The following is a 22,172-nucleotide window of genomic DNA, read 5'->3' as shown; positions in this document are numbered from 1 at the left end:
TCAGTTCACCACTCCGGTCATGACGGCCACGGGTACGGAGACGAAGCCCGCGAAGAGGACGAGTGCGAGGGTGTTCGCGAGGAGCTTCAGCGTCCGGTCGCGGCGGGCGTTGCCGACGCCGAGGGTCTGGGCGGCGCTCCAGAAGCCGTGCCGGATGTGCAGGCCGAGGGCGGCCATCGCCACGAGGTAGATGGTGTTGCCGTACCAGGTGGAGAAGGTGGCGAGGACGTTCTCGTAGGGGTGGCCGGCCCAGGCGCGCTCGTTGACGGTGAGCGTGGTGAGGTCGAGCAGGTGCCAGACGATGAAGAGGGCGAGGATGATGCCGCCCCAGCGCATGGTGCGGGTGGCGTAGCTCGCGCGGCGGCGCTTGTGCGCGTACTTGACCGGGCGCGCCTTGATGTCGCGACGGCTGAGCTGGTACGCGGACACGGCGTGGGCGACGACGGCGGCGAGCAGCACCACGCGGACGATCCACAGGGCCCACTCGTGGTGCAGGAAGGGCTCGCCGAGGGTGCGCAGCCAGTGCGCGTAGCCGTTGAACTCGGCCGCCCCGAAGAAGATCTTGAGGTTGCCGAGCATGTGCACGACGAGGTAACCGAGCATGATCAGCCCGGAGACCGCCATGACGGTCTTCTTTCCGATGGTGGAGCCCCAGACGGTCGGCGCCATGGGGCCGCCTGTCCTGGTCCGCGTTGCCAGAGCCATGTCATCGAAGGTAGGGACCTAAGACCCGAAAGGTCCAAGACATGATGTCGGTCATCTTGATAGACATTGACTATGCAATTCCAGCAGCTCCTGTATTTCGTCGCCGTCGCCGAGACCCGCCACTTCACCCGGGCCGCCGAGCGGGTGCACGTGGCCCAGCCCTCGCTGTCGCAGCAGATCAAGGCGCTCGAACGGGAACTGGGGGCCGAACTCTTCAGCCGGGCGCGGGGCAACATCTCGCTCACCGACGCGGGTGAGGCGCTGCTGCCGCTGGCCCGGCGGATCCTGGCCGACGCGGACACCGCCCGGCAGGAGGTGCAGGAGCTGGCGCAGCTGCGGCGCGGGCGGATCAGGCTGGGGGCCACGCCGAGCCTGTGCACGGGCCTGCTCCCGAACGTGCTGCGCGCCTTCCATGCCGCCCATCCGGGGATCGAGCTGCTGATCGAGGAGAGCGGTTCGCTGGACCTCGTACGGGAACTCGCGCGCGGGGCCCTGGACCTGGCGCTGATCGCGCTCCCGCTGCCGCCTTCGGCCCCGGCGCTGACCACGGTGGAGCTGCTGACGGAGGACCTCGTGGTGGTCTCCTCGGCGGAGCTCCCGGCGCCCGGTGCGGGCCGTGAGCTGGCCATCGCGGACCTGCGCGACCAGCCGATGGTGATGTTCCGGCACGGCTACGACCTGCGGGAGCTGACCGTGACGGCCTGCCGCGCCGAGGGCTTCGAGCCCGTGTTCACCGTGGAGGGCGGCGAGATGGACGCCGTACTGGGCTTCGTGCGGGCGGGGCTCGGCATCGCGGTGGTACCGGCGATGGTGGTGGATCACGCCGGACCGGGGCTGCGCGCGACCCCGCTGGCCGGCTCCCCGCTGCGCCGGACCATCGCCCTGGCCCACCGCACCGACGTCGCTCCCCCGCGCGCGGCCCGCGAGCTCAGGCGCATGCTGCTGGACTGACCCGCGGCGCGGCGCGGGAAACGGTCAGGCCGTGCGTATCGGCAGGGCCTGGTCCAGCCCGCCCGCCAGCATCGCGAAGGCCCGGTCGGCATCGGCGGCGGCCGCCGGGTGGGCCTCGTCGGCGCTGCTCCCGGAGTCGATGCGGCGCCAGTTCTCCCGGCCCAGCTCGTGACGGACGGTCACCAGGTGCAGGGCCGCCAGCCGTGCGGTGAGGGGCGGGACGGATTCGGCCTCCAGCACGGCGGCGAGCATCTCGACCTCGCGCGCGCCGTAGTGGGCTATCCGGGCCTGCAGGCTCGCGGTCGAGTAGAGCAGCCGCTGGAAGGCGACGACATCGGGGTGGTCGCAGAGCCCGGTGATCGGGTCCCGCCGGTCGAGCGCCTCGATGAAGTGCGCCCGGACGGCGCCGACGGGCCCCTGACCGGCCGGCCGGTCGCGCACGACGCGCGCCGCCTCGTCCTGGTGGTCGGCGAACCGGTCCAGGACGAGGTCCTCCTTGCTCGGGAAGTACCGGAACAGCGTGGGCTTGGAGACCTCCGCGGCGGCGGCGACATCCGCCACCGAGACCTCGTCGAAGCCGTGCTCCAGGAAGAGTTCGAGCGCCGTGGCCGCCAGCTGGCGACGCGTGCGGAGCTTCTTGCTCTCCCGCAGTCCAGACGTGTTGTCCATGCGCCCAGCGTAGCATGAAATCTTGACCGGGTTATTTTTGAGATCGAGTAATTTTTGTAACCGGGTTGCTTTTTCTCTCGGAAGGCGCTCTCCTGGAGTCATCGACGACGAGAGGACCTCCGATGACCGACGTACTGATCGTGGGCTCCGGCCCCACCGGGCTCACCCTTGCCTGCGACCTGGCCCTGCGCGGCATTGCCGTCCGCGTGCTCGACGGACGGTCCGGCCCCCACCGCGAGTCCCGCGGCAAGGGCCTCGCACCGGAGAGCGTGGCGGCGCTCGCGCGGCTCGGCGCCGCAGAGCGGGTGACCGCCGTCGGCACGCGGGGCCTGATCCTGCGGAAGTACTTCGACGGCGACCACATCAGCGACACCCCGGCCGGCGACGGCATCCTCATCGGGCAGTGGCAGGTGGAAGAGGCCCTCCGCGAGCGGCTCGCCGGCCTCGGCGTCCGGGTCGAGTACGAAGCCCGGGTCACCGGGATCACCCAGGACGGCTCGGGGGTCACCGCCCGGCTCGGGGACGGCCGTTCGGTCCGCGCCGGGTACGCGGCCGGATGCGACGGCGGCCACAGTTCGGTCCGCAGCCTCCTCGGGATCACCTTCGAGGGGCACACGGAGGAGACGGAGACGATGGTCATCGGTGACGTGCGGGCGCCCGGACTGAGCCGGGCGTACTGGCACCAGTGGTTCACCTCGGACGGCGGCGGGATACTGCTCTGCCCGATACCGGGGACCGAGACCTTCCAGCTCCAGGCCTCACCGGAGCGCGCCGAGAGCGGCGAGCCGCTGCCGCCCTCCCTGGAGGGCTTCCAGCGGCTGTTCGACCGGCACGCCAGGGTCCCGGGGATCCGGCTGGCGGATCCCACCTGGCTCTCGGCCTGGCGGGTCAACGTCCGCATGGCCGGCAGGCTGCGGGAGGGCCGCGTCTTCCTCGCCGGGGACGCCGCGCACGTACACCCGATAGCCGGAGGCCTGGGCATGAACACCGGGATACAGGACGCGGCCGCCCTCGGCCGCACCCTGGCCGACGCCCTCACCGGACCCGCCGGGCCCGGCGTGCTCGACGGCTACGAGGCCGAACGGCTGCCGGCCGCCGCCCGCGTGCTCGCCGACACCACGGCACGGCACGAGCGGGTGCGGGCCGCGGTGCGCGAGCCCGGCCGCGGCACCGAGGCCGGGATGGCCTGACCTGGCGGCCCGGCCCGCGTCAGGAGGGCGACGGCACGGCGTCCGAGAGGGAGAGGGTGTGGATGCGGTCGGGGGCGCCGGGGCGGGCGTAGTACCAGCCCTGGGCGGTGTCGCAGCCGAGGGCGCGCAGCTGGGCGGCCTGGGCTCCGGTCTCCACGCCCTCGACGGTCACGGCGAGTTCGAGGCTGTGGGCGAGGGCGACGATCCCCTCCACGATCTTGACGTCGACCGGGTTGGCGGGGCTCTGCTGCATCCCCTTGGTGAACGACCGGTCCAGTTTCAGGACGCTGACGGGGAGGCGGCGCAGGTTGGCCAGGTTCGAATAGCCGGTGCCGAAGTCGTCGAGCGCGATGTCCACGCCCAGGGCGGCGAGCCGGCGCAGCGGTTCCAGGAGTTCGTCGTCGGCTCCTATCAGGGCCGATTCGGTCACCTCCAGGCACAGGGCACCCGGGGCGAGGCCGGACTTCTCCAAGACCGCCACGGTGTCGGCGACCAGCCCGGGGTGGTGCAGCTGAGTGGGGGAAAGGTTGACGTTGATCCGCAGGGACGCGCCGCCGTGCTGGCGCTGCCAGTTGCGGGCCTGGCGGACGGACTCCTCCAGGACCCAGCGGCCGAGCGGCACGATCAGCCCGGTCCGTTCGGCGAGCGGGATGAAGCGGTCCGGGCCCAGCACCCCGTGCTGCGGGTGCGACCAGCGCACCAGCGCCTCGGCTCCGTGCACGGTGCCGTCGTGCATGTGCACCAGCGGCTGGTACTCGATGAAGAACTCCCCGCGCTCCAGCGCCGCGGGCAGTGCGTTGGTCAGGCCGTGCCGGGTGATGGCGCGGGCGTCGGCCTCCGCGTCGGCGAACTCGAAGCGGTTGCCGCCGGCCGCCTTGGCCCGGTACATCGTGATGTCGGCGCTGCGCAGCACCTCCGCCGGGGTGCGTTCCTTCACGCTGCCCTCGACGACGCCGATGCTGCCGCGCACGGTCAGCTCGCGGCCCTCCAGCTGGATCGGCGTGGACAGGGCGGACAGGATCCGGACCGCGAGGTCGGTCACCTTCTGCTCGGTGTCGCCGCCGGTGGTCAGGGCGACGAACTCGTCGCCGCCGAGCCGTGCGACGACCTCGCCGGGGCCGGTCGCGCAGCTCTGCAGCCGGTCGGAGACCTCCACCAGCAGCCGGTCCCCCGCCGAGTGCCCGAGGCTGTCGTTGACCGCTTTGAAGCCGTCCAGGTCCAGGTAGCACAGGCCGAAGCGGTCTCCGCCGGAGCCGCTGAGCGCCTTCTCCAGCCGTTCGAAGAACAGGGTCCGGTTGGGCAGGCCGGTCAGGGCGTCGTGGGTGGCCTCGTAGCGCAGGCGCAGGTTCAACAGCCGGCGTTCGGTGGTGTCCTCCATCAGCGCCAGCTGGTACTGCGGCTCGCCGGCGGCGTCGCGCAGCAGCGACACCGTCAGGTTGGTCCACAGCACGGTGCCGTCGTGCCGGTAGTACGGCTTCTCGACGCGGAAGTTCTCGCGCTCGCCGCGCACCAGCTCGCCGTACATCCGCCAGACGTGCGGGGTGTCGTCGGGGTGGCCCCACTCGCTGACCTTGCGGCCCCGTACGTGCCCCTCCAGGCCGCCGAACATCTGCAGCAGCGCGTCGTTGACCTCGAGGATGTTCCCGTCGAGGTCGGCGATGCCGATACCGACGGCCGCGCCCTCGAAGACCGCCCGGAAGCGCTCCTCGCTGGCGTGCAGGGCCTGCTGCGCGTCGGTGCGCGCGGTCAGGGCGGAGCGGGCGATGGCCTCCTGCTCCTTGAGGGTGCGCTCGCGCAGGGCGCGGGCGTACCCCGCCGCGATGGCGTGCTGGAGCCGGGCGCAGCGGGCCCGGTACTCCTCGGTGGAGCCGCCGGGTCCGCCGGCCCCGCCGCAGTAGAGCACCAGGTAGGACTCGATGACGCCGAGGGTGCCGGCCAGGGCCTCCGGGTCGGTGCAGTGCACGGCGACGAGTTCGGCCCCCACCCGCTGGGCCGGGGAGGCGTCGAAGGGGCGGGCGTGCAGGGCCTCGGTGAGGGTGCGGGTGAGCGGCACGAGGTGCCGTTCGAACTCGGAGCGGGTCAGCGAGGTCGCGGTGACCGGGAAGATCGCCCGGCCCCAGATGGTCGCGAAGCGGGCGATCCGGTCCTCCAGGCCGCCTTTCGGAGCCGGTCCGGCGGCGGCCGAGCCGGGAGCGGCCGCGCCGGCGGCGGCCGGCGGAGGCTCGGCCGTCTCGGACGCGGGCGCCCCGGGCTCGGGGACCGGCACGCCCGACGCGTGTCCGTGTGCCGGCTGTCCGTGCGACGTCTGCGTGCCCGACGTCTGTACGGGGAGTCTCACGCCTTGCGCCCCACGCCGCCGTAGCCGGAGAAGGCGTACGGGTCCTCGGGCACCTCGCCCTCCGCGTCGCCCTCGGGACGGTCCGGCCGCCAGTCGGGCATGGAGACCAGGCCGGGCTCCACCATCTCGAACCCGTCGAAGAAGCCGCCGATCTGCTGCCCGCTACGCATGACGAGCGGGTTGCGGATGTCGCGGTAGACGCCGACGGCGCCGCCCGCCACCTGCTCCGCGACCGGTACGCCCTCGAAGGAGGCGTGCGTGAGGATCAGCAGGCTGCCGGGGGCGAGCGCCTCGCGCAGTTCGGCCACGGCGCCGTACGGGTCGTCCGAGTCCTCCAGGAAGTGCAGGACGGCGACGAGGAGCAGCGCCACGGGCCGGTCGAAGTCGAGCAGCCGGGCGACTTCGGGGGCGTTCAGGATGTCCTTCGGCTTGCGCAGATCCGCGGCGACGACACCGGTCTGCCCGTCCCCGTCGAGGACGGCCCGGCTGTGCGCGACGGCCACCGGGTCGTGGTCCACGTAGACCACGCGCGCCTCCGGGCTGGCGGCCCGGGCGATCTCGTGGACGTTGCCGAAGGTCGGGATGCCGGAGCCGATGTCGAGGAACTGGGTGACGCCCTCGGCGACCGCGTGGCGGACGGCGCGGCGCATGAATGCCCGGTTGGCCTGCATGATCTTGGGCAGGCCCGGCATGAATTCCATGGCGCGGCGGGCGGTCTCGCGGTCGACCTCGAAATTGTGGGAGCCGCCCAGGTAGTAATCGTAGATGCGGGACACGCTCGGCACCGATATGTCGATGCCTGGCGGGGCCCAGGCGGGGCGCTCCATCGGGGTCTCCAAGCCTTGTTCCGCAGCGGCCCCACCGGGGACCGGACTCTGTCCGAGCCGAATGTACTGATCATTAGCCAACAGGGCGAGCAAAAGCGGAAATTGGCGGTCCGTTGTTCGTCACACACCGAAGTCACGTGCCGGAGCGCGGCGTCACCAATGATCGTTACCGACAAATCCCTTATGGGAATTGACCGGAGCGCGGCCTGACCCGGTCGGTGATTGGCTCAAACCTCTTGGGTCGATGCTCCACCCGTTCAGGCGAACCAGCACCCGGGCCCGGCGTACCGGGCCGCGCTCGGGCCCATGATCCCCGGGTGAACAAAGCCTTAGCCAGGCGCCTGCTGACGGTCCCGGTACTGCTGTGGGCGGCGCTCTCCTGCGCCTCCTTCGCACCCGCCGTGGCCGATAGCTGCGCCTACGCGACGACCGGCAACGGCTCCGCCGCGGGCGTCACCACGGCGGTCGCGGTGGCCGGTGGCGGCGGCCGCGGAGGCGGCCCGGGTGGCGGACATCACGGCAACGGTCACGGCAAGGGGCACGAAAAGGGACGCGGCAAGGGACACGGCGGGGGCCACCACGGACACCCCTGCCCGCCGCCTCCCCCGCCCTGCCCGCCGAAGCCGACTCCTCCCCCGAAGCCGACTCCGACGCCGCCGAAACCCCCGCCCCCGAAACCGGTGCCGCCGCCCCCGCCCGAACCGGCCCCGCCGCCCGAGCCCGCACCCCCACCGCCGCCTCCGCCGCCTCGGCCCGCGGCCCCGAAGCCCGTACCCAAGAAGCCCGTCCGGACCAAGCCGGCCCCGCCGCCGCAGGCGGCCCCGGCGCCCTCGCCCGTCGTGGCGAAGGCGGTGGCCCGCCCGGCGTACCACGCTCCCGCCCGCAAAACGGAAGAGCACCACATCTCGCCGGTGACCTTCACCCTGATGACCGCGGCTCCCGCGGTGCTCGCGATCGTCGCGCTGCGCCCCCGGTAGCCCGTAGCCAAAGACCACTCGGGAGTCATCTTGTCGGAATGGCTCGTCCTGTCCATCGCGATGGCATCGGCCTGTGCCGTGGTGCTGTCCATCACCTTCTTCAACCACCGCAGGATCGGCGACGACGACGATCCGAACGAGACCCCGGACGTCATCGAGTACATGACGATGATGATCGGGGTGATCTACGCGATCGTCCTGGGCCTGGCGATCGCCGGCGTCTGGGAGGGCCGTGGGGCGGCCCAGGAGTACGTCCGCCAGGAGGCCCAGGCCCTGCACGAGATCAGCGTCCGCTCCGAGGTCTATCCGGCCGAGGTGCGCCAGAAGATCCGCTCCGACGTGGACGCGTACGTGACCTACGTGGTGGACACGGAGTGGAAGGCGATGGCCGACCGCGGCGAGATCACCGACCGCGGCGCGGAGTTGCTGGAACGTATCCGCCGGGACGTCACCGACTACGAGCCGCGCACCGACCACGAGGGGCAGGCGTACCAGCCCCTGGTCGACCAGGTCGCGGTGGCCGACGACGCCCGCAGCGCCCGGGGGGAGAGCGCCGGGGCAACCATGCCGGGGGTGGTGTGGTTCGGGCTGATCGCCGGGGCGCTGGTGACGGTGGGGCTGATCTTCACCCTGCAGATCCGGCGGTCGTTCCGCGAGCTGCTGCTGGCGGGCCTGTTCAGCGCCCTCATCGCCTTCCTGCTCTTCCTGATCTGGGACTTCGACGCGCCGTTCGGGCGGGGCATCGCGGCCACCGCGGAGCCCTTCCTCACCCAGTTCGGCCACCTGGAACTGGGCGGCTGAAGGCCCCTGCGGCGCCCTTCCGCCCACCCTCAAACCGGGGACGGGCCCACCGTCCCCGGTTCGGCGTAAGGGCATGCCCCATTCGCCCGTTCCTGATCGCGGGCCACCGTGCCCGGACCTAGCGTGGCGGACATCGAGGCGCACGACCCCCCACGTGCGGAAACCGTTCCGCGGCTGCTCCTCGGGGATCCGGAGAATCAACCATGGGTGCGATACGTACCTCCGCCACAGCCCTGCTGAGCGCCGGCGCCGCGGGCGCCGTACTCGCGCTCGGCGCCCTCGGCGCGCCCGCCGCCGGCGCGGCCGAGAGCCGCCAGACCACGTTCGGCTTCGCCATCACCCCGTCGACGGTCTCCCCCGGCGGCCAGGTGGTGCTCTCGGTCACCGGCTGCAACGCCGCCTACGCCACCGCCTCGTCCGGGGTCTTCGATACCGTGAGCATCGCCCGCGGCCAGACCGTACGGGTCACCGTGGACCGGGACGCCCGGCCCGGCGCCCTGTACTCCGTCTCCTTCACCTGCAACGGGGAGACGGGCTCGGCCGACCTCACGATCGCGGGCGGTTCGACCAGACCGACCACGAGTTCGACGAGGACCGCGACCAGCTCGCCCGGCGGGGTCGTAGGCGCCGTCCGCGGCGGTCTCGGCGGCAGTGCGGCCGGCATGGACGCCGCGGAGCTCGGTGCGGGAGCGGGCCTGCTGCTCGCCGCCGCGGGCGGTACGGCTTTCGCCCTGCGCCGCCGCCGCGGCTCCGGCCGCGGGCATTGACCGCCTCCCCGCCGCCGGTCGCCCTGGCCTGGACCCGGGGCGACCGGCGGCGGGGCGACCGGGGAGGTGGCCGGTCAGGCCCGGCTGCGGAGCGAGGGACGGCGGCGGCGCACCACGTGGGCGCCGGCGCCGAGGGCCGCGAGGCCGACGAGGCCCGCACCGATGGCGGTCTCGACGGTGGACGGACCGAGGGAGCCGCCGATGCCGCCCTGCGAGGGCCGCCCCTCCAGGATGTTGAAGCGGTGCGTGGCGACGAGGCTGCTGTCGTTGCACCTGACCGACAGCGTGTGGGGGCCCGGCGAGGCGTGGTTGAAGATCCGGACGGTGGCGAAGCCGATCGAGCCGGCCGACAGGCGGGCCTCGGGGAAGTTCCCGGGCGAGGTGACGACGCCGCCGCGTTCGCAACCCGAGGCGCTCACCTGCATCGTGGCGCCCTGGTGCACGGAGTACGGGTTGACCGAGATGTTGCTGGGGCCGCCGTTGCCACCCATCGGGGGGTTGGCAGAAGCGAACGGGGCACTGAGTCCGATCGCGGCGCAGGCTGCCGCCGTCACGGTGAGGGCGCGGAAAACACGCATGGTGGAACCTCCAGCGGGAAGCGCCCCGGAGCGTCGGCCCCGGATGATCGACGAGAACGCCTCCCTGATCGAACCCTCGGGGCGTCCCGCAATCTCCGCATTTCCGCCTTTGGGCCGCCCGGTTGAGCGACACGCCGAGGCGCGGACGCCGGATCTGACGGATCCGCAGGTCACGACCCGTCAGGCATTTATGTGACGATTACCTGGATGGGCGCACCCCTTCCGGCCCCTTCCGGGCCGCGCCACCCGTTCGCCCCTCCCCCCTCGCCGTCCCGCCGACGCACCCTTAGCGTGCGTGAAGTAGGGCGTACGAAGCAGGGCGTACAGGGGTGGGACAGGAACGCGGGTCGGGACCCCCGCGTCGGGAAGGGAGAACGATGGGCGAGGACGAGACCGGGCAGTCGCGCAAACGCTCACCGTGGGGCGTGCTCGCCCTGGTCATGCTCACCGGCCTCGCCATGGTGCGGAACGGTGTGGACATGGGCGACGGGCCGCCCCAGCCGACCGCGGCCTCGGCCGTCGCGGTGACGGCCGATCAGCTGCCGGCGAACCCGCCGACGCCGCCGGCGGACCTGGAGGTGCTGGAACACTCGTCGGTGCAGCGCATCCGGATCCCCACGATCAACGTGGACGCGCCGGTGATGACGGTCGGGCTGGACGCGGAGGGCTGGATCGACGCGCCGCCGCCGCAGGACCGCAATCTGGCCGGCTGGTACCTCAACGGCATCTCGCCGGGGCAGCGCGGCTCGGCGGTGGTCGTGGGGCACGTGGACAACGCGCAGGGCCCGGCGGTCTTCTACGGGCTGGGCTCGGTGAAGCCGGGCAACCACATCGAGGTGGAGCGGTACGACGGGCGCACGGCGGTGTTCGAGGTGTACGGGGTGGAGGTGTTCTCCAAGGACTCCTTCCCGGGAGCCCGGGTGTACGGGGACACCGGGCACCCGGAACTCCGGGTGATCACCTGCGGCGGCTCGTACTCCAAGGCGGGCGGCTACGACGGCAACGTCGTGGTCTTCGCCCGGATGGTGGAGGCCCGCTGACGTTCGGCCTCTACGGCATGTCGACGTGGTCGGCGGCGGAGTAGATCCACGGGGTGGCGTCCGTGCCGTTGTGGGCCAGCCACCAGATGCCGTCCGCGCGGGGCGGTGTGGTGGTCGCGATGACCCCGCCGCTGCCGGTGGTCAGGTTCGCGATGTACTCGTACCGGCTGCTGCCGTCGGCGTTGTAGACCAGTTGGACCGGCAGCCCGGCGGGCGCGCCGGTGTAGCCCCCGTTGTCCCAGTCGGCGAGGGTCAGTCGGCCGACGATGCCCAGCGGGTGGCCGGGGCGCGGGGGTTCGGGGAAGGCGTCGGCGGTGAACTGGGCCTTCCGCTGGATCCTGATCCGGTCGAGGTCGTAGGCGGTGGTGAGGCCCTCGCTGGTCGGGATGTCGAAGTCGTTGCTGGTGACCAGGGCCCACATCCGGTAGAGCCCGGCGTGGGCGTTGGTGAGGCTCCACGGGTCGGTCCGGACGGTGAAGGTGAACCGGCAGGTGGAGCGGAGCGGGTTCGTGCTGTGCGGTGTGCAGAGGGTGGTGCCGGGGTCTGAGCGCAGGTCCCGGCCGTCCGGACCGCCCAGGATCACCTCGGCGCCCGTGCGGCTGATGCCGGAGTCGTCCTCGGCTTCGAAGGAGACGAAGAAGGTCCGGCTGGTGGCCGGGCCGAGGACGAGGTCCGAGGCGTGGATGGTGCCGCTCAGGATCCGGGGCGGGTTGGCGGTGCCGGCCCGCGCGGTGGCGGCCGGCCCGAGGAGGAGGGCCAGGGTGGCGAGGACGGTGGCTGCGGCGAGGGGCTTGCGCATGGGGCGCTCCTGACGGTTCCGGGTGCGGCGTTCCGGGGCGCCGCCCACCGTAGGAGCGCGGGCGGGGACGGGACAGGGGCGGTACCGGCGCCGGTGCGAACCCATGACGTACGGCGCGGGACCGTTACACCGCGGTCCTGCTCGCCCGCGCTCAGCGGGGCGGCAGCGTCGGGAGGGTCATGCGGTAGCCGCGGGCGAGGAGTTGGGGGAGGTAGGAGTGGAGCGCCTGGACGCTCTGCGAGCGGTTGCCGCCCGCGTCGTGGGAGAGCACGATCACGCCGGGCGCGGCGCCTCCGAGAACGCGGGAGACGATGGTGGTGGTCCCGGGTTCCTTCCAGTCCAGGGTGTCCACGGTCCAGGCGAGGGGCTCCATGCCCAGTTCGGCGCCGATCTCGAAGGCGGCCCGGTTCCAGGCCCCGTAGGGCGCCCTGAACCACAGGGGCGGTTCGCCGACGACCTGTTGGACGACATCGCTCGTGCGGGCGATCTCGGAGGCGAGCGCGGGCCGGCTGAGTTTGGGGATGAGCGGGTGGGTCCAGGTGTGGTTGCCGATGACGTGCCCCTCGGACACCATCCGGCGCAGCAGGTCCCGGTGTTCGGTGGCCATCTCCCCGCAGACGAAGAACATGGCGCGGACGCCGTACCGGGCGAGGGTGTCGAGAATGGCCGGGGTGTAGCGGGGGTCGGGGCCGTCGTCGAAGGTGAGCACCATGCCGCTCGACGTGGCCGCGCCGGCCGGGAGTTCGAGGATGGGCCGGGTGCGTACGGCGGGCTTGGCGGCGGGCGGGCGGGCGGGGACCTCGGCGGTCATGGGGCGCAGCCGGTAGGACTTCTCGGCCAGCTCCTGGCTCCGCATCCCGGGCGCCCCCGCCGCGGGGTGGGGTCCCGGGCCCGCAAGGGGTCCGCTGCCGCCGGTTCCCGCGCCGGGGGCGTCGCCCTCACCGCCTCCGCCGAGCAGTCCGGAGGCAGCGGCGACTCCCAGGAAGACGGCGGTGCGCAGGAGCGCGCGACGCCCTACTGTCGGCTCGTCATTTTTCATTATTACTACGTATCAACGACATCGCCGCAGATGTCGAGAGGCGCGGACGCGCCCCGTTCCCCTCACCCGTTCAGCGCACGGTCAGCCGCGTCGCACCAGCGGGAACGGCAGCGTCTCGCGGATCGTGAGGCCCGTCAGGAACATGACGAGGCGGTCCACTCCGATGCCCAGTCCGCCCGTCGGCGGCATCGCGTACTCCAGTGCGTCCAGGAAGTCGTTGTCGAGTTCCATGGCCTCCGGGTCGCCGCCGGCCGCCAGCAGGGACTGCGCGGTGAGCCGGCGCCGCTGTTCGACGGGATCGGTCAGCTCGGAGTAGGCGGTGCCGAGTTCGGTGCCGAAGGCGACGAGGTCCCAGCGTTCGGCGAGCCTGGGGTCCTTGCGGTGCTGGCGGGTGAGCGGGGAGACGTCCGTCGGGAAGTCCTTGTAGAAGGTGGGCAGCTTGGTGCGCTCCTCGACGAGGCGCTCGTACATCTCCAGGACCACGTCCCCGCGGGTGTCCTCGGGTGCGTGCGGCACGGACGCCCGGTCGCAGAGCCTGCGCAGGACGTGTTCCTCGGTGTCGGCGTCGACCTCCTCGCCGAGGGCTTCGCTGATGGCCCCGTACATGGTCTTGACCGGCCAGGTTCCCGAGATGTCGTGGACGACGAGCTTTCCGTCGGGGCCCGCCTTGTGGGCGATCGGGGAACCGAAGGCGGCGGTGGCGGCGCCCTGGATGAGTTCGCGGGTGAGGTCGAGCATCACGTCGTAGTCGGCGAAGGCCTGGTAGGCCTCCAGCATCGTGAACTCGGGGTTGTGCTTGTAGGAGACGCCCTCGTTGCGGAAGGTGCGGCCCATCTCGAAGACCTTCTCCATGCCGCCGACGCAGAGCCGCTTGAGGTACAGCTCGGGGGCGATGCGCAGGTACAGGTCGAGGTCGTAGGCGTTGATGTGGGTGCGGAAGGGCCGGGCGTTGGCGCCGCCGTGGATCTGCTGGAGCATCGGTGTCTCGACCTCCAGGTAGCCGCGGTCGAGCAGGCCTTGGCGCAGCGCCTGGACCGCGCTGGAGCGGGCGCGCACGACCTCCCGCGCCTCGGGGCTGGCGACGAGGTCGAGGTAGCGGCGCCGGACGCGGGCCTCCGGGTCGGCGAGGCCCTTGCGCTTGTCGGGCAGGGGGCGCAGGCACTTGCCGGTCAGCTGCCAGGACTCGATGAGGAGGGACAGCTCGCCGGTCTTGCTGGCGCCGACCTCGCCGGTCGCGACGACGTGGTCGCCGAAGTCGACCTGGGAGGTGAAGGAGTCCAGGACGCCGGCCCCCGTCTCGTCGCGGGTGAACATCAACTGGACGTCCCCGGACCAGTCGCGCAGTACGGCGAAGACCACGCCTCCGAGGTCGCGTACGACCATCACGCGCCCTGCAAGGGTGACCTGTTCGCCGGAGCGGGTGCCGGGCGGATGTCCGGGGTGCGCGGCCTTGAGCTGGGCCACGGTGTGCGTGCGGGGCCGGATGCTCACGGGGTAGGGGTCGGTGCCCGCCTCCCGGATGCGGTCCAGTTTGGCGTGCCGGACGCGGACCTGCTCGGGCAGCCGCTCGGTGGGCGCGGCGATCCCGTCCTCCTCCCCCAGCGCGTCCAGGCCGAGGGAGTCGATGGAGGGCAGCCCCTCGGTGGTGGCGGGGGCGGTGAGGCCCCTGGGGCGGCCGTTTCCCCACAGGGTGCGCATGCTGGGTACGGAGACGAAGCCCTCGGCGATGCCGGATGCGAGGCTCACCCGGGCGAGCGAGCCGGCGTCCTGGTAGCAGAGGAACCGCGGGTACCACTCGGGACCGTACTTGACGTTCGAGCGGTACAGCGCCTCCAGCTGCCACCAGCGGGAGAAGAAGAGCAGCAGCCTGCGCCACAGCTTGAGGACGGGGCCTGCGCCGATCCGGCCGCCCTCTTCGAAGGCGGAGCGGAAGACCGCGAAGTTGAGGGAGATCCTGCGCACGCCGAGTCCGGGTGCGGCGGCGCACAGCTGGGCGACCATGAACTCCATGACCCCGTTGGGGGCGGCCCGGTCGCGGCGCATCAGGTCGAGGGAGATGCCGTCCTTGCCCCAGGGGACGAAGGAGAGCAGGGCGATCAGCTCCCCCTTGTCGTCGAAGGCCTCCACCAGCAGGCAGTCCCCGTCGGCCCGGTCCCCGAGCCGGTCCAGGGCCATGGAGAAGCCGCGTTCGGTCTCGGTGTCCCGCCACCGGTCGGCCCGGTCGACGATGGTCTGCATCTCGTCCTCGGAGAGGGCGGAGTGGCGGCGGATGAGGGTGGTGGCGCCGGTGCGCTTGACGCGGTTGACGGCCTGGCGGGTGACGCGCATGTCGCGGCCGTCGAGGTCGAACTGGGCGACGTGCAGGATGGCCTCGTCGCCGAGCTGGAGGGCGCTGAGCCCGGAGCGGGCGTAGGCGGTGGCGCCTTCCTCGGAGGCGCCCATGACGGCGGGCTGCCAGCCGTAGCGGCGGGCGACGGTCAGCCAGGCGTCGATGGCCGGGGTCCAGGCGGCGGGGTCGCCGACGGGGTCGCCGCTGCCGAGGCAGACCCCGGCCTCGACGCGGTAGGTGACGGCGGCCTTGCCGTTGGGGGCGAAGACGACGGCCTTGTCGCGCCGGGTGGCGAAGTAGCCGAGGGAGTCGTTGCGTCCGTACGCGCCCAGCAGTGCGCGGATGCGGGGCTCCTCGTCGCCGTGCAGGGCGGCGGTCAGGCGCTGGGAGCGGAAGAGGGTGGCGGCTGCGTTCAGCAGGGCGACGGCGCCGAAGAGGCCGAGCAGGAAGTACAGCGGGCGGGGCGGGCGGCCGTCGAACTGGCGGGCGGAGAAGAGGCCGCCGAAGACCTGCTTGGCGGCCCAGTCCAGCCACTGGCCCCGGGGCAGGCTGCCGGGGAAGATCGCGACGAGCGCCCAGCCGACGAGGACGGCGGCAAGCAGGCCGACCCCGAGGACGACCATGGCGTGCCAGAGGGCGCCGGGGCGGGAGGCGGCGTAGAACTCCTGGCGGGCGGCGATGAGCAGGCCCATGGCGGCCACGGCCAGGGCCATGGAGGGGACGCCGATCCAGTAGTCGCCCTCGGCCATGCTCAGCACGTCGGCGAGCATCAGCAGGGCCAAATAGGTGACGACGATCCACCAGGCGACCTTCTTGCGGGTGCCGAGGGCCGCGGCGAGGAGGAAGAGGAACACGGCGTAGGCGAGGTTCGCGCTGACCGGGACGACGATGAGGTCGAGGAAGCGCACGACGTGCCGCAGGAGCCGCCGCAGCGTCGGGGAGAGCGAGAGCAGCGCGCACAGCAGGCCGAGCGTTCCGAAGAACGCGCCGAACGCGTCGGGCACCCGGTTCAGGAAGCGGTTCCGGGTCCCGCGCGTCTCCTCCACGGTGGCAGTCATGGTTCGCACTGTAGGGAGGGCGGCGGCCGTCCGCGCGCCGAGCGGGACGGCCGGTCGCGGCCGTCCCGCAGGGCCCGGGGCCCGCAGGGGCTACTTGGACAGGGTGAGGCCGTCTTTCGCCGCGCCGCGGCTCAGGACGGCTTCGGTGATGGCCTCCTTCGCGGTCGCGTACTCCTCCTCGCCCGAGTTCTGCGCGAGGTTGACGACCCGGCCCGTGGACAGGTCCATCATCTGCGGGACGAACTCGGCCTTGGTGACCTGCCAGCGCTGCCCTGCGGCGGCCGGCGGGGCGAAGGTGAAGCGTCCGATCGAGCCGTAGTTGCCGCGCATGTCCCGCGCGCCCGTGTAGTTGAACATCTCGCCCGCGACCTGGTCGCCCATCCCGTAGATGATCCAGGTGCCGTTGACCTTCTCGTAGGGCTGCGGGATGTGCGCGTGCGTGCCGAGGATCAGGTCGATGTCGGGGCGGCCGCCGGTCTGCGAGGCGGTCAGGGCCTTGCCGAGCGAGAGCTGGGTCTCGTCCGGTTCGGTCTGCCACTCGGTGCCCCAGTGCACACTCACCAGCACCACGTCCGCGCCCGCCTTCCGGGCGGCCCGCGCATCCGCGATGATCTTGTCCTGCTTCATCAGGTTCACCGCCCACGGCTGTCCCTCCGGCATCGGGTAGCCGTTGGTGTCGTAGGTGTACGCGAGGTGCGCGACCTTTGCCGAGCCCGCCGTGTACATCGTCACCGCCGACGCCTCCGCCGCGGTACGTGCCGAACCCGCGTGCTTCAGGCCGACCTTGTCGAAGCGGTCCAGGGTGCGGCGCAGCCCGCCGGCGCCGTCGTCGAGGGTGTGGTTGGAGGCGGTGGAGCAGCCGTCGTAGCCGGTCTCCTTCAGCCCGTCGGCGACCTCGGGCGGGGATTTGAAGGCGGGGTAGCCGGAGAAGGGGCCGCCCTCCTCGCCGTAGATGGTCTCCATGTGGCAGAGGGCGAGGTCGGCCGTCGACACCACGGACTTGACGCCGGAGAACATCGGCCTGAAGTCGTACCCGTCGCCGGGAGCGTCGTTCGCCGCGCGCTGGATGACCGAGGTGTGCGGCAGTACGTCGCCGCTCGCGACGAGGGTGAAACCCTTGGCGGCGGGGGATCCCGCAGCGGTGGTGGGCGTCGGAGCCCCGGTGCCGGCGAGGCGGGCCGGCGCGGATCCCCCGGTGGCCGAGCAGCCCGCGGCGGCCGCGGCCGACACCAGGAGCGCGGAGAGGAGGGCGGCGGTTCGCCGGGTGCGCTTGGTCATCTATCCCAGCTCCCATTAGTACGACTATCTGATATCGGATCACCTGCAATCCACATAACGGGACGCCGCAAGTCAAGGAACGGATCCGTCCGTCTGCCGCGCGCTCACCCCGATGGCCGATCGCGGACCCGATGCCGTTCGCCGCGCCGTTCGACCGTTCGCCGACCGGCACTGCCGCCCGGCGGCCGACCCGGGTGCTTGGGCGCACCACCTGGACGGGACGGTTCCGAGGCGGCCCGGCGCAGGTCAGGGTGAACGGGTCGCCCCCGGTCGGCCCCGCACACACCCCCGGAAGGAGCCCCTCGTGCCGCTCTCCCCCACCCTCCGGCGCACGGACCCCGAAGCGCTGGCCGAACTCCAGCGCGACCACGGGCGGGCCCTGTTCGGTTTCCTGCTCGGCCTCACCGCCGGTGACGCCCAGCGCGCGGAGGACCTCGTACAGGAGACCCTCGTACGGGCCTGGCAGCACCCGGAGGTCCTGTCGAGCGGACACGAATCGATGCGGCCCTGGCTGTTCACGGTCGCCCGGCGGCTCGCGATCGACGCGCGCCGGGCCCGGCTCTCCCGGCCTCAGGAGGTGGATCCGGAAGGGCTGGAGCAGGCGCCCGCCCCCGAGGACGCGGTGGCCGGCTCGGTCACGGCCATCGACGTCCGCCGGGCCGTCGGCTCGCTGGGCCAGGAGCACCGCGAGGTGCTCATGCAGGTGTACTTCCAGGACCGCTCGGTGGCCGAGGCCGCCGCCGAGCTCGGGATCCCGGCCGGAACCGTGAAGTCCCGTACGTACTACGCTCTGCGCGCCCTCCGGAAGGGCCTCCAGGGATACGGGTACGGACTCGGCGCCTGAGGGCGCGGCCGGGGCCTCCCCGGAGGGCGAAAGGGTCGGGGAACGCCTCGAACGCACGCGGACCGGACAGGAATTGCATCGAATTCGGCATCAGAGCGTGCAAGTTGAGTAAACATCCCCCGCTCCACGAGCCGCCGGGTGAAGGCTCGGGGCTGACGGCGGGACGCTCGACGCGCGGGAGAAGGTGGAACGGTGCAGCCCGAGGGTACGAACGGCACCAGTGACGGCGGGCTCGCGGTGCCCATGGCTTGGCTCTACGCCGAGTACATCGCGGACGAACTGCTGCGCACGGGCCGGCTGATCCCGGTCAGCACGCTGGAGTTCCGGGCCGGCCGCGACACGCTCGCGCTGACGATCTACCTCTCGGACGCCGCCGGCGAGCTCTCCGGGATCCGGGTCGTCTCCCAGCTCGACGAGTGGATGTGCCTGACGGCGTACGGTCACCCCTGGCGCGACTGGGTGCACACCCGCTTCCTCGCGCTGGGCGAGGAGGCCAGGGAGCGGGGCCGCGGCGAGGACCCGGACCTCGAGCTGGCCCGGGTGGCCTGGCGCTGGCTCGACGGCACCGAACTCTTCGCCACCAACCTCGACCCCGGCCGGCACGGCTACGCCGACACCCCCGCGGGACTGGACGAGAACGCCCGGGTGTGGACCCCTGCCTGGCAACTCGGGCTGCCGCTGGGTCACTTGGCGATGCACCTGTTCTGATCCGCGGACTCCACCGCCGCCGCCCCGGCAACGCCCCGGGCCGCCGCGCGCCGTGAGACGACGACCGCCCGCACGGTGGCCGCGGCGCCGATCAGGAGGACCGCGGCGAACGCGGCGAGGGTCGCGGCGTCCGGGTGGGCCGGCGACTGGCCGCGGCCTGCCTGCCAGGTGACGACCGCGACGAGCCCGGTGTAGCCGATGGCGACGGCGCCCACGAGGCGGGCGCGGGCCCGCTCGTCGCGCAGCCAGGCGTGGCGGGCCGAGAGAGCGATCAGCGCGACGGTGAGCACGAGCAGGACCTGGATCCCGTGCAGGGCGAAGAAGTGCGGGACCCGGAAGTCGCCCCCGGTGACGCTCCAGTTGGTGAGCGGCATGCCGTGTCCGTCGGGGTCGCCGATGCCGTGGCCCTGGTACATCGGGATCTCCTTGCCGTTGGCGTCGACGACGGTGCGCTCGTGGATCCTGGTCACCATCCAGTAGACGGGGATGAGCATGCCGGCGGTGGCGAGGCCGAGTCCGGCGCGGATCGCCCGGTTCAGGTCCTTGCCGCCCGTCCGCTGGATCAACACGATGACGCCGACGATCAGTTGCGCGATGACGATCACCATGACGCCGAGGGTGAGGACCGGCACCAGGGCCAGGGTGACCGGGTCGCCCCGGTCGGCGTTGAAGTGGCTGACCGTGCCGCGCGCGGCCTGGACGGTGATGGCGCCGACTTCGGCGGTCGTGGCCGCCGCGAAGACGGTGCCGGCCCACCAGGCGAGGCGCCTGCCCCTGTCCAGCTTGGCCAGCAGCCAGGCCAGCGTGGCGGTGTAGAGGCAGAAGGCGAAGCCGAACTTCATCGGCTTGGCCCACACCGACTCGCCCTGCAGGGTCCGGCCGTCCACGGACATGCCGACGCCGCACAGGACGACGAGGCCCGCCAGGAGTGCGGCGCAGATCAGCAGCTGGCGATGCCAGGTGCCCGAGGGGCTTCGGCGGGCGGCGGGTGCGAGTGCGGGTACGGATTCGGCTTCAGGCAGCACGGTCACGAAGGCTCCTTTTACGGCGTTCAAGTCCATCGACTTGCACACCGTAAAAGAGCAGCCGCGCGCCGCGCAACCCCTTCCGTGCCCTCTGTTGAACACCGTGCAAATGCTTGGCTACCCTGACCCCATGCCGCGTGAGACCTTGAACCGTGACCAGATCGTCCGGGCCGCCATCGACCTCCTCGACAGCGAGGGCATCGACGGCCTGAGCATGCGTCGGCTCGGAGAGCGGATGGGTTCGGCGGCGACCGCGATGTACTGGCACGTCGGCAGCAAGGAGAGCCTCGTCGTCCTCGCGGCCGACGAGGTGTGGAGCGAGCTGAGCTTCCCCGACCCCGCCGAGACCGGCTGGCGGGCGGCGGCCCGTGCGCTGGTGCACGACACGTACGCACTGGGCAGGCGCCACCCGTGGCTCGTCCCCGCCATCAGCACGCACTTCGTCTACGGCCCCGGGATGGCCGGCTTCCAGGAGCACTCGTACGCGATCTACGAGGCGGCGGGGTTCACCGGCCGGGAGCTCGACTGGGCCGTGAACGCCTCCTTCACGTTCGTCGCCGGCACCCTGCTCGCCGACGCCTCCCAGGCGACGATCGCCGAGGCCCAGGTCCCGCGGGGCAAGGGCGACGAGGGCCCGCCGCAGAGCGTCGAGGAGTGGGCGGGGGACATCGCGTCGCGCTACCCGCGCCTACGCGCCCGCATCGCCGAGCAGCAGGGCGCCGACCCCGCCGCGCTGGCCGCCGAGAAGTTCGAGTTCGGCGTGGAGGCCGTCCTCGACGGGCTGGAGGCCCGCCTCTAGTGCTGTGGCCGGAAAGGTTTGCCGGGTCGCGGTGTCCGGTGCGGTGCATCGCAAGGCGGAGGGCCGCGGCTCGTACTGGACGTACTTGCGCGGTCCGACAACGCAGCGAGGTGCCGTGCCGGGCGCCGTGACCCGGTGAACCTTGCCGGTCACAGCACTAGAGGCCCTCCGAGGTGCGTTCGGCCGGATCCATCACCAGCCCGGTGAAATCCGCCTCGTTGCGCTCCGCCCGGGTGACGTACCAGCGGGCGACGAGCCACATGACCGGGTACACCAGCACGCCGAGCGCCACCCAGACCGGGGTCCGCGACCCCCCGCGCGGCAGGACGAACACCAGCGGCAGCGCACCGACCAGCAGCCCGAGCGCGGCCAGCGTGCCCAGCCCGGCCCGCAACTGGCTGCGCATCAGGGCGCGCACGTAGGTGGCGCCGAGGGTGGTCTGCTCGGAGATCTCCGAGCGCGCCGGGGCATGCGCGGCCGGCCGGCGGCGATGCCCCCGGGGCACCCCGGTGACGACCTCGCGCCGGGGCGGCGACGGCTGCTCCTCGGGCATGGTGCCGGAGTCTACGCAGCGGCGGGCTATTTGAGGAGCCGCGAGAGCCGCCGGTCGGCCAGCGGTTTGCCGCCCGTCTGGCAGGTGGGGCAGTACTCCAGCGAGGAATCGGCGAAGGACACCGAACGGATGGTGTCCCCGCACACCGGACAGGCCTCCCCGGCCCGGCCGTGCACCCGGAGCCCGCTCTTCTTCTCCGCCTTCAGCTCCCCGGCCGCCAGCCCGCGCGCCCGCGCGACGGCCTCCCGCAGGGTGTCCCGCACCGCCCCGTACAGCTCCGTCACCTGCTCCTCCCCGAAGGAGGAGGCCAGTTTGAACGGCGACACCCGCGCCCGGTGCAGGATCTCGTCGCTGTAGGCGTTCCCGATGCCCGCGATGACGCCCTGATCCCTCAGCACGCCCTTGATCTGCCGCCGCTCCCCCTCCAGCAGCGCGGCGAAGGCCGCCCGGTCGAACCCCTCGGCGAGCGGGTCGGGCCCGAGCCGGGCGATCCCGGGCACCTCCTGCGGGTCGCGCACCACGTACACGGCGAGCCGCTTCTGCGTCCCCGCCTCCGTCAGGTCGAAGCCGCCGCCGCCCTCCAGTACGACGCGCAGCGCGAGCGGCCCCTTGCCGGGGCGCGGCGGCTGCGCGGGCAGGGTGTCCTGCCAGCGCAGCCAGCCCGCCCGGGCGAGGTGGGTGACCAGGTGGAGCTCCCCGATCCGCACGGCCAGGAACTTGCCGTACCGGGCTGTGGTCCCGGCCGGGTGCCCTTCGAGGGCGGTCAGCGGCGGGTCGTATGTCTTGAGCACGCTCACGGCGAGCGGGAGGACGCGCTCGACCACCCGCCCGGTGAGGTGCGCGTCGAGGTACTCCCGCAGGGCCTCGACCTCGGGCAGTTCCGGCATGGCTCCAGCC

The 22,172-nt window shown here is 72.4% G+C and carries 21 protein-coding genes; 9 read left to right on the top strand and 12 right to left on the bottom strand.

From position 1 onward, the window contains the following. Positions 1 to 705 (bottom strand): succinate dehydrogenase, encoded by a 705-nt coding sequence (locus AB0O21_RS32385; protein ID WP_365176806.1) that lies wholly within the window; start codon positions 703 to 705, stop codon positions 1 to 3. A 72-nt stretch (positions 706 to 777) separates the two neighbouring features. Here AB0O21_RS32385 and AB0O21_RS32380 point away from each other — a divergent pair, with 72 nt between their 5' ends. Next, positions 778 to 1,656, top strand: a complete 879-nt coding sequence (locus tag AB0O21_RS32380) for a LysR substrate-binding domain-containing protein (protein ID WP_365176803.1) — start codon at positions 778 to 780, stop codon at positions 1,654 to 1,656. A 24-nt stretch (positions 1,657 to 1,680) separates the two neighbouring features. Here AB0O21_RS32380 and AB0O21_RS32375 read toward each other — a convergent pair whose 3' ends face one another. Continuing rightward, positions 1,681 to 2,325: a TetR family transcriptional regulator gene (locus AB0O21_RS32375; protein ID WP_365176800.1), complete on the bottom strand. Its 645-nt coding sequence runs from the start codon at positions 2,323 to 2,325 to the stop codon at positions 1,681 to 1,683. 122 nt (positions 2,326 to 2,447) lie between these two features. Here AB0O21_RS32375 and AB0O21_RS32370 point away from each other — a divergent pair, with 122 nt between their 5' ends. Then, complete coding sequence (locus AB0O21_RS32370) at positions 2,448 to 3,515, top strand: FAD-dependent monooxygenase (RefSeq protein ID WP_365176797.1); 1,068 nt, start codon at positions 2,448 to 2,450, stop codon at positions 3,513 to 3,515. A gap of 19 nt (positions 3,516 to 3,534) precedes the next feature. On the opposite strand, the gene AB0O21_RS32365 is transcribed toward AB0O21_RS32370, so the two are convergent. After that, a complete protein-coding gene (locus AB0O21_RS32365; RefSeq protein ID WP_365176872.1) occupies positions 3,535 to 5,667 on the bottom strand; it encodes an EAL domain-containing protein in 2,133 nt (710 codons plus the stop codon). Between the two features lie 182 nt (positions 5,668 to 5,849). Beyond that, the gene (locus AB0O21_RS32360) at positions 5,850 to 6,680 is read right to left on the bottom strand and encodes an SAM-dependent methyltransferase (RefSeq protein WP_365176794.1); all 831 of its coding nucleotides are present in this window, start codon (positions 6,678 to 6,680) and stop codon (positions 5,850 to 5,852) included. 317 nt (positions 6,681 to 6,997) lie between these two features. Here AB0O21_RS32360 and AB0O21_RS32355 point away from each other — a divergent pair, with 317 nt between their 5' ends. The 3 genes from AB0O21_RS32355 to AB0O21_RS32345 all read left to right on the top strand — a co-directional run bounded on the left by AB0O21_RS32355 (position 6,998) and on the right by AB0O21_RS32345 (position 9,225). Next, positions 6,998 to 7,657: a hypothetical protein gene (locus AB0O21_RS32355; protein ID WP_365176791.1), complete on the top strand. Its 660-nt coding sequence runs from the start codon at positions 6,998 to 7,000 to the stop codon at positions 7,655 to 7,657. A gap of 30 nt (positions 7,658 to 7,687) precedes the next feature. Next, the gene (locus tag AB0O21_RS32350) at positions 7,688 to 8,458 is read left to right on the top strand and encodes a hypothetical protein (RefSeq protein ID WP_365176788.1); all 771 of its coding nucleotides are present in this window, start codon (positions 7,688 to 7,690) and stop codon (positions 8,456 to 8,458) included. Positions 8,459 to 8,661: 203 nt separating this feature from the next. After that, positions 8,662 to 9,225: a hypothetical protein gene (locus AB0O21_RS32345; RefSeq protein ID WP_365176785.1), complete on the top strand. Its 564-nt coding sequence runs from the start codon at positions 8,662 to 8,664 to the stop codon at positions 9,223 to 9,225. A gap of 74 nt (positions 9,226 to 9,299) precedes the next feature. Here the strand turns inward: AB0O21_RS32345 and AB0O21_RS32340 are convergent, their stop codons facing one another. After that, positions 9,300 to 9,803 carry a hypothetical protein gene (locus AB0O21_RS32340; protein ID WP_365176782.1) on the bottom strand — a complete coding sequence of 168 codons (504 nt, stop codon included), beginning with the start codon at positions 9,801 to 9,803 and terminating at the stop codon, positions 9,300 to 9,302. A gap of 377 nt (positions 9,804 to 10,180) precedes the next feature. On the opposite strand from AB0O21_RS32340, the gene AB0O21_RS32335 reads away from it, so the two are divergent. Next, entirely contained in the window at positions 10,181 to 10,843 is a 663-nt protein-coding gene (locus AB0O21_RS32335; RefSeq protein WP_365176779.1) for a class F sortase, read from the top strand. A 10-nt stretch (positions 10,844 to 10,853) separates the two neighbouring features. Here AB0O21_RS32335 and AB0O21_RS32330 read toward each other — a convergent pair whose 3' ends face one another. The 4 genes from AB0O21_RS32330 to AB0O21_RS32315 all read right to left on the bottom strand — a co-directional run bounded on the left by AB0O21_RS32330 (position 10,854) and on the right by AB0O21_RS32315 (position 17,346). Further along, positions 10,854 to 11,642 (bottom strand): hypothetical protein, encoded by a 789-nt coding sequence (locus AB0O21_RS32330; RefSeq protein WP_365176776.1) that lies wholly within the window; start codon positions 11,640 to 11,642, stop codon positions 10,854 to 10,856. 151 nt (positions 11,643 to 11,793) lie between these two features. Continuing rightward, entirely contained in the window at positions 11,794 to 12,681 is an 888-nt protein-coding gene (locus AB0O21_RS32325; RefSeq protein WP_365176773.1) for a polysaccharide deacetylase family protein, read from the bottom strand. 81 nt (positions 12,682 to 12,762) lie between these two features. Next, a complete protein-coding gene (gene lysX / locus AB0O21_RS32320; RefSeq protein WP_365176770.1) occupies positions 12,763 to 16,068 on the bottom strand; it encodes a bifunctional lysylphosphatidylglycerol synthetase/lysine--tRNA ligase LysX in 3,306 nt (1,101 codons plus the stop codon). A 90-nt stretch (positions 16,069 to 16,158) separates the two neighbouring features. Further along, a complete protein-coding gene (locus AB0O21_RS32315) occupies positions 16,159 to 17,346 on the bottom strand; it encodes a CapA family protein (RefSeq protein ID WP_365176767.1) in 1,188 nt (395 codons plus the stop codon). A gap of 304 nt (positions 17,347 to 17,650) precedes the next feature. Between AB0O21_RS32315 and AB0O21_RS32310 the strand changes: the two genes are divergently transcribed. Further along, the gene (locus AB0O21_RS32310; protein WP_365176764.1) at positions 17,651 to 18,190 is read left to right on the top strand and encodes a sigma-70 family RNA polymerase sigma factor; all 540 of its coding nucleotides are present in this window, start codon (positions 17,651 to 17,653) and stop codon (positions 18,188 to 18,190) included. A 243-nt stretch (positions 18,191 to 18,433) separates the two neighbouring features. Then, entirely contained in the window at positions 18,434 to 18,898 is a 465-nt protein-coding gene (locus AB0O21_RS32305; RefSeq protein WP_365176869.1) for a hypothetical protein, read from the top strand. On the opposite strand, the gene AB0O21_RS32300 is transcribed toward AB0O21_RS32305, so the two are convergent. Next, positions 18,874 to 19,929, bottom strand: coding sequence for a hypothetical protein (locus AB0O21_RS32300; protein WP_365176761.1), 1,056 nt, complete (start codon positions 19,927 to 19,929; stop codon positions 18,874 to 18,876). The genes AB0O21_RS32305 and AB0O21_RS32300 overlap by 25 nt on opposite strands. Positions 19,930 to 20,053: 124 nt before the next feature. On the opposite strand from AB0O21_RS32300, the gene AB0O21_RS32295 reads away from it, so the two are divergent. Continuing rightward, the gene (locus AB0O21_RS32295; protein ID WP_365176758.1) at positions 20,054 to 20,722 is read left to right on the top strand and encodes a TetR/AcrR family transcriptional regulator C-terminal domain-containing protein; all 669 of its coding nucleotides are present in this window, start codon (positions 20,054 to 20,056) and stop codon (positions 20,720 to 20,722) included. 157 nt (positions 20,723 to 20,879) lie between these two features. Here the strand turns inward: AB0O21_RS32295 and AB0O21_RS32290 are convergent, their stop codons facing one another. Together AB0O21_RS32290 and AB0O21_RS32285 are read right to left on the bottom strand one after the other, a co-directional pair. Then, the gene (locus tag AB0O21_RS32290; RefSeq protein ID WP_365176756.1) at positions 20,880 to 21,275 is read right to left on the bottom strand and encodes a hypothetical protein; all 396 of its coding nucleotides are present in this window, start codon (positions 21,273 to 21,275) and stop codon (positions 20,880 to 20,882) included. A gap of 26 nt (positions 21,276 to 21,301) precedes the next feature. Continuing rightward, complete coding sequence (locus tag AB0O21_RS32285; protein WP_365176753.1) at positions 21,302 to 22,162, bottom strand: DNA-formamidopyrimidine glycosylase family protein; 861 nt, start codon at positions 22,160 to 22,162, stop codon at positions 21,302 to 21,304. Between the last annotated feature and the right edge of the window lie 10 nt (positions 22,163 to 22,172).

Source organism: Streptomyces sp. NPDC091371 (assembly GCF_040684275.1).
Classification (GTDB): domain Bacteria; phylum Actinomycetota; class Actinomycetes; order Streptomycetales; family Streptomycetaceae; genus Streptomyces.
The sequence above is the reverse complement of the archived record's forward strand: the minus strand, read 5'-3'. Positions and strand labels throughout refer to the sequence as shown.

Coding starts and splice junctions, on each gene's coding strand:
- AB0O21_RS32370 (WP_365176797.1), top strand. CDS start 2,448: ATGACCGACGTACTGATCGTGGGCTCCGGCCCCACCGGGCTCACCCTT.
- lysX (WP_365176770.1), bottom strand. CDS start 16,068: ATGACTGCCACCGTGGAGGAGACGCGCGGGACCCGGAACCGCTTCCTG.
- AB0O21_RS32345 (WP_365176785.1), top strand. CDS start 8,662: ATGGGTGCGATACGTACCTCCGCCACAGCCCTGCTGAGCGCCGGCGCC.
- AB0O21_RS32330 (WP_365176776.1), bottom strand. CDS start 11,642: ATGCGCAAGCCCCTCGCCGCAGCCACCGTCCTCGCCACCCTGGCCCTC.
- AB0O21_RS32380 (WP_365176803.1), top strand. CDS start 778: ATGCAATTCCAGCAGCTCCTGTATTTCGTCGCCGTCGCCGAGACCCGC.
- AB0O21_RS32315 (WP_365176767.1), bottom strand. CDS start 17,346: ATGACCAAGCGCACCCGGCGAACCGCCGCCCTCCTCTCCGCGCTCCTG.
- AB0O21_RS32305 (WP_365176869.1), top strand. CDS start 18,434: ATGGCTTGGCTCTACGCCGAGTACATCGCGGACGAACTGCTGCGCACG.
- AB0O21_RS32285 (WP_365176753.1), bottom strand. CDS start 22,162: ATGCCGGAACTGCCCGAGGTCGAGGCCCTGCGGGAGTACCTCGACGCG.
- AB0O21_RS32295 (WP_365176758.1), top strand. CDS start 20,054: ATGCCGCGTGAGACCTTGAACCGTGACCAGATCGTCCGGGCCGCCATC.
- AB0O21_RS32375 (WP_365176800.1), bottom strand. CDS start 2,325: ATGGACAACACGTCTGGACTGCGGGAGAGCAAGAAGCTCCGCACGCGT.
- AB0O21_RS32325 (WP_365176773.1), bottom strand. CDS start 12,681: ATGAAAAATGACGAGCCGACAGTAGGGCGTCGCGCGCTCCTGCGCACC.
- AB0O21_RS32290 (WP_365176756.1), bottom strand. CDS start 21,275: ATGCCCGAGGAGCAGCCGTCGCCGCCCCGGCGCGAGGTCGTCACCGGG.
- AB0O21_RS32335 (WP_365176779.1), top strand. CDS start 10,181: ATGGGCGAGGACGAGACCGGGCAGTCGCGCAAACGCTCACCGTGGGGC.
- AB0O21_RS32385 (WP_365176806.1), bottom strand. CDS start 705: ATGGCTCTGGCAACGCGGACCAGGACAGGCGGCCCCATGGCGCCGACC.
- AB0O21_RS32360 (WP_365176794.1), bottom strand. CDS start 6,680: ATGGAGCGCCCCGCCTGGGCCCCGCCAGGCATCGACATATCGGTGCCG.
- AB0O21_RS32340 (WP_365176782.1), bottom strand. CDS start 9,803: ATGCGTGTTTTCCGCGCCCTCACCGTGACGGCGGCAGCCTGCGCCGCG.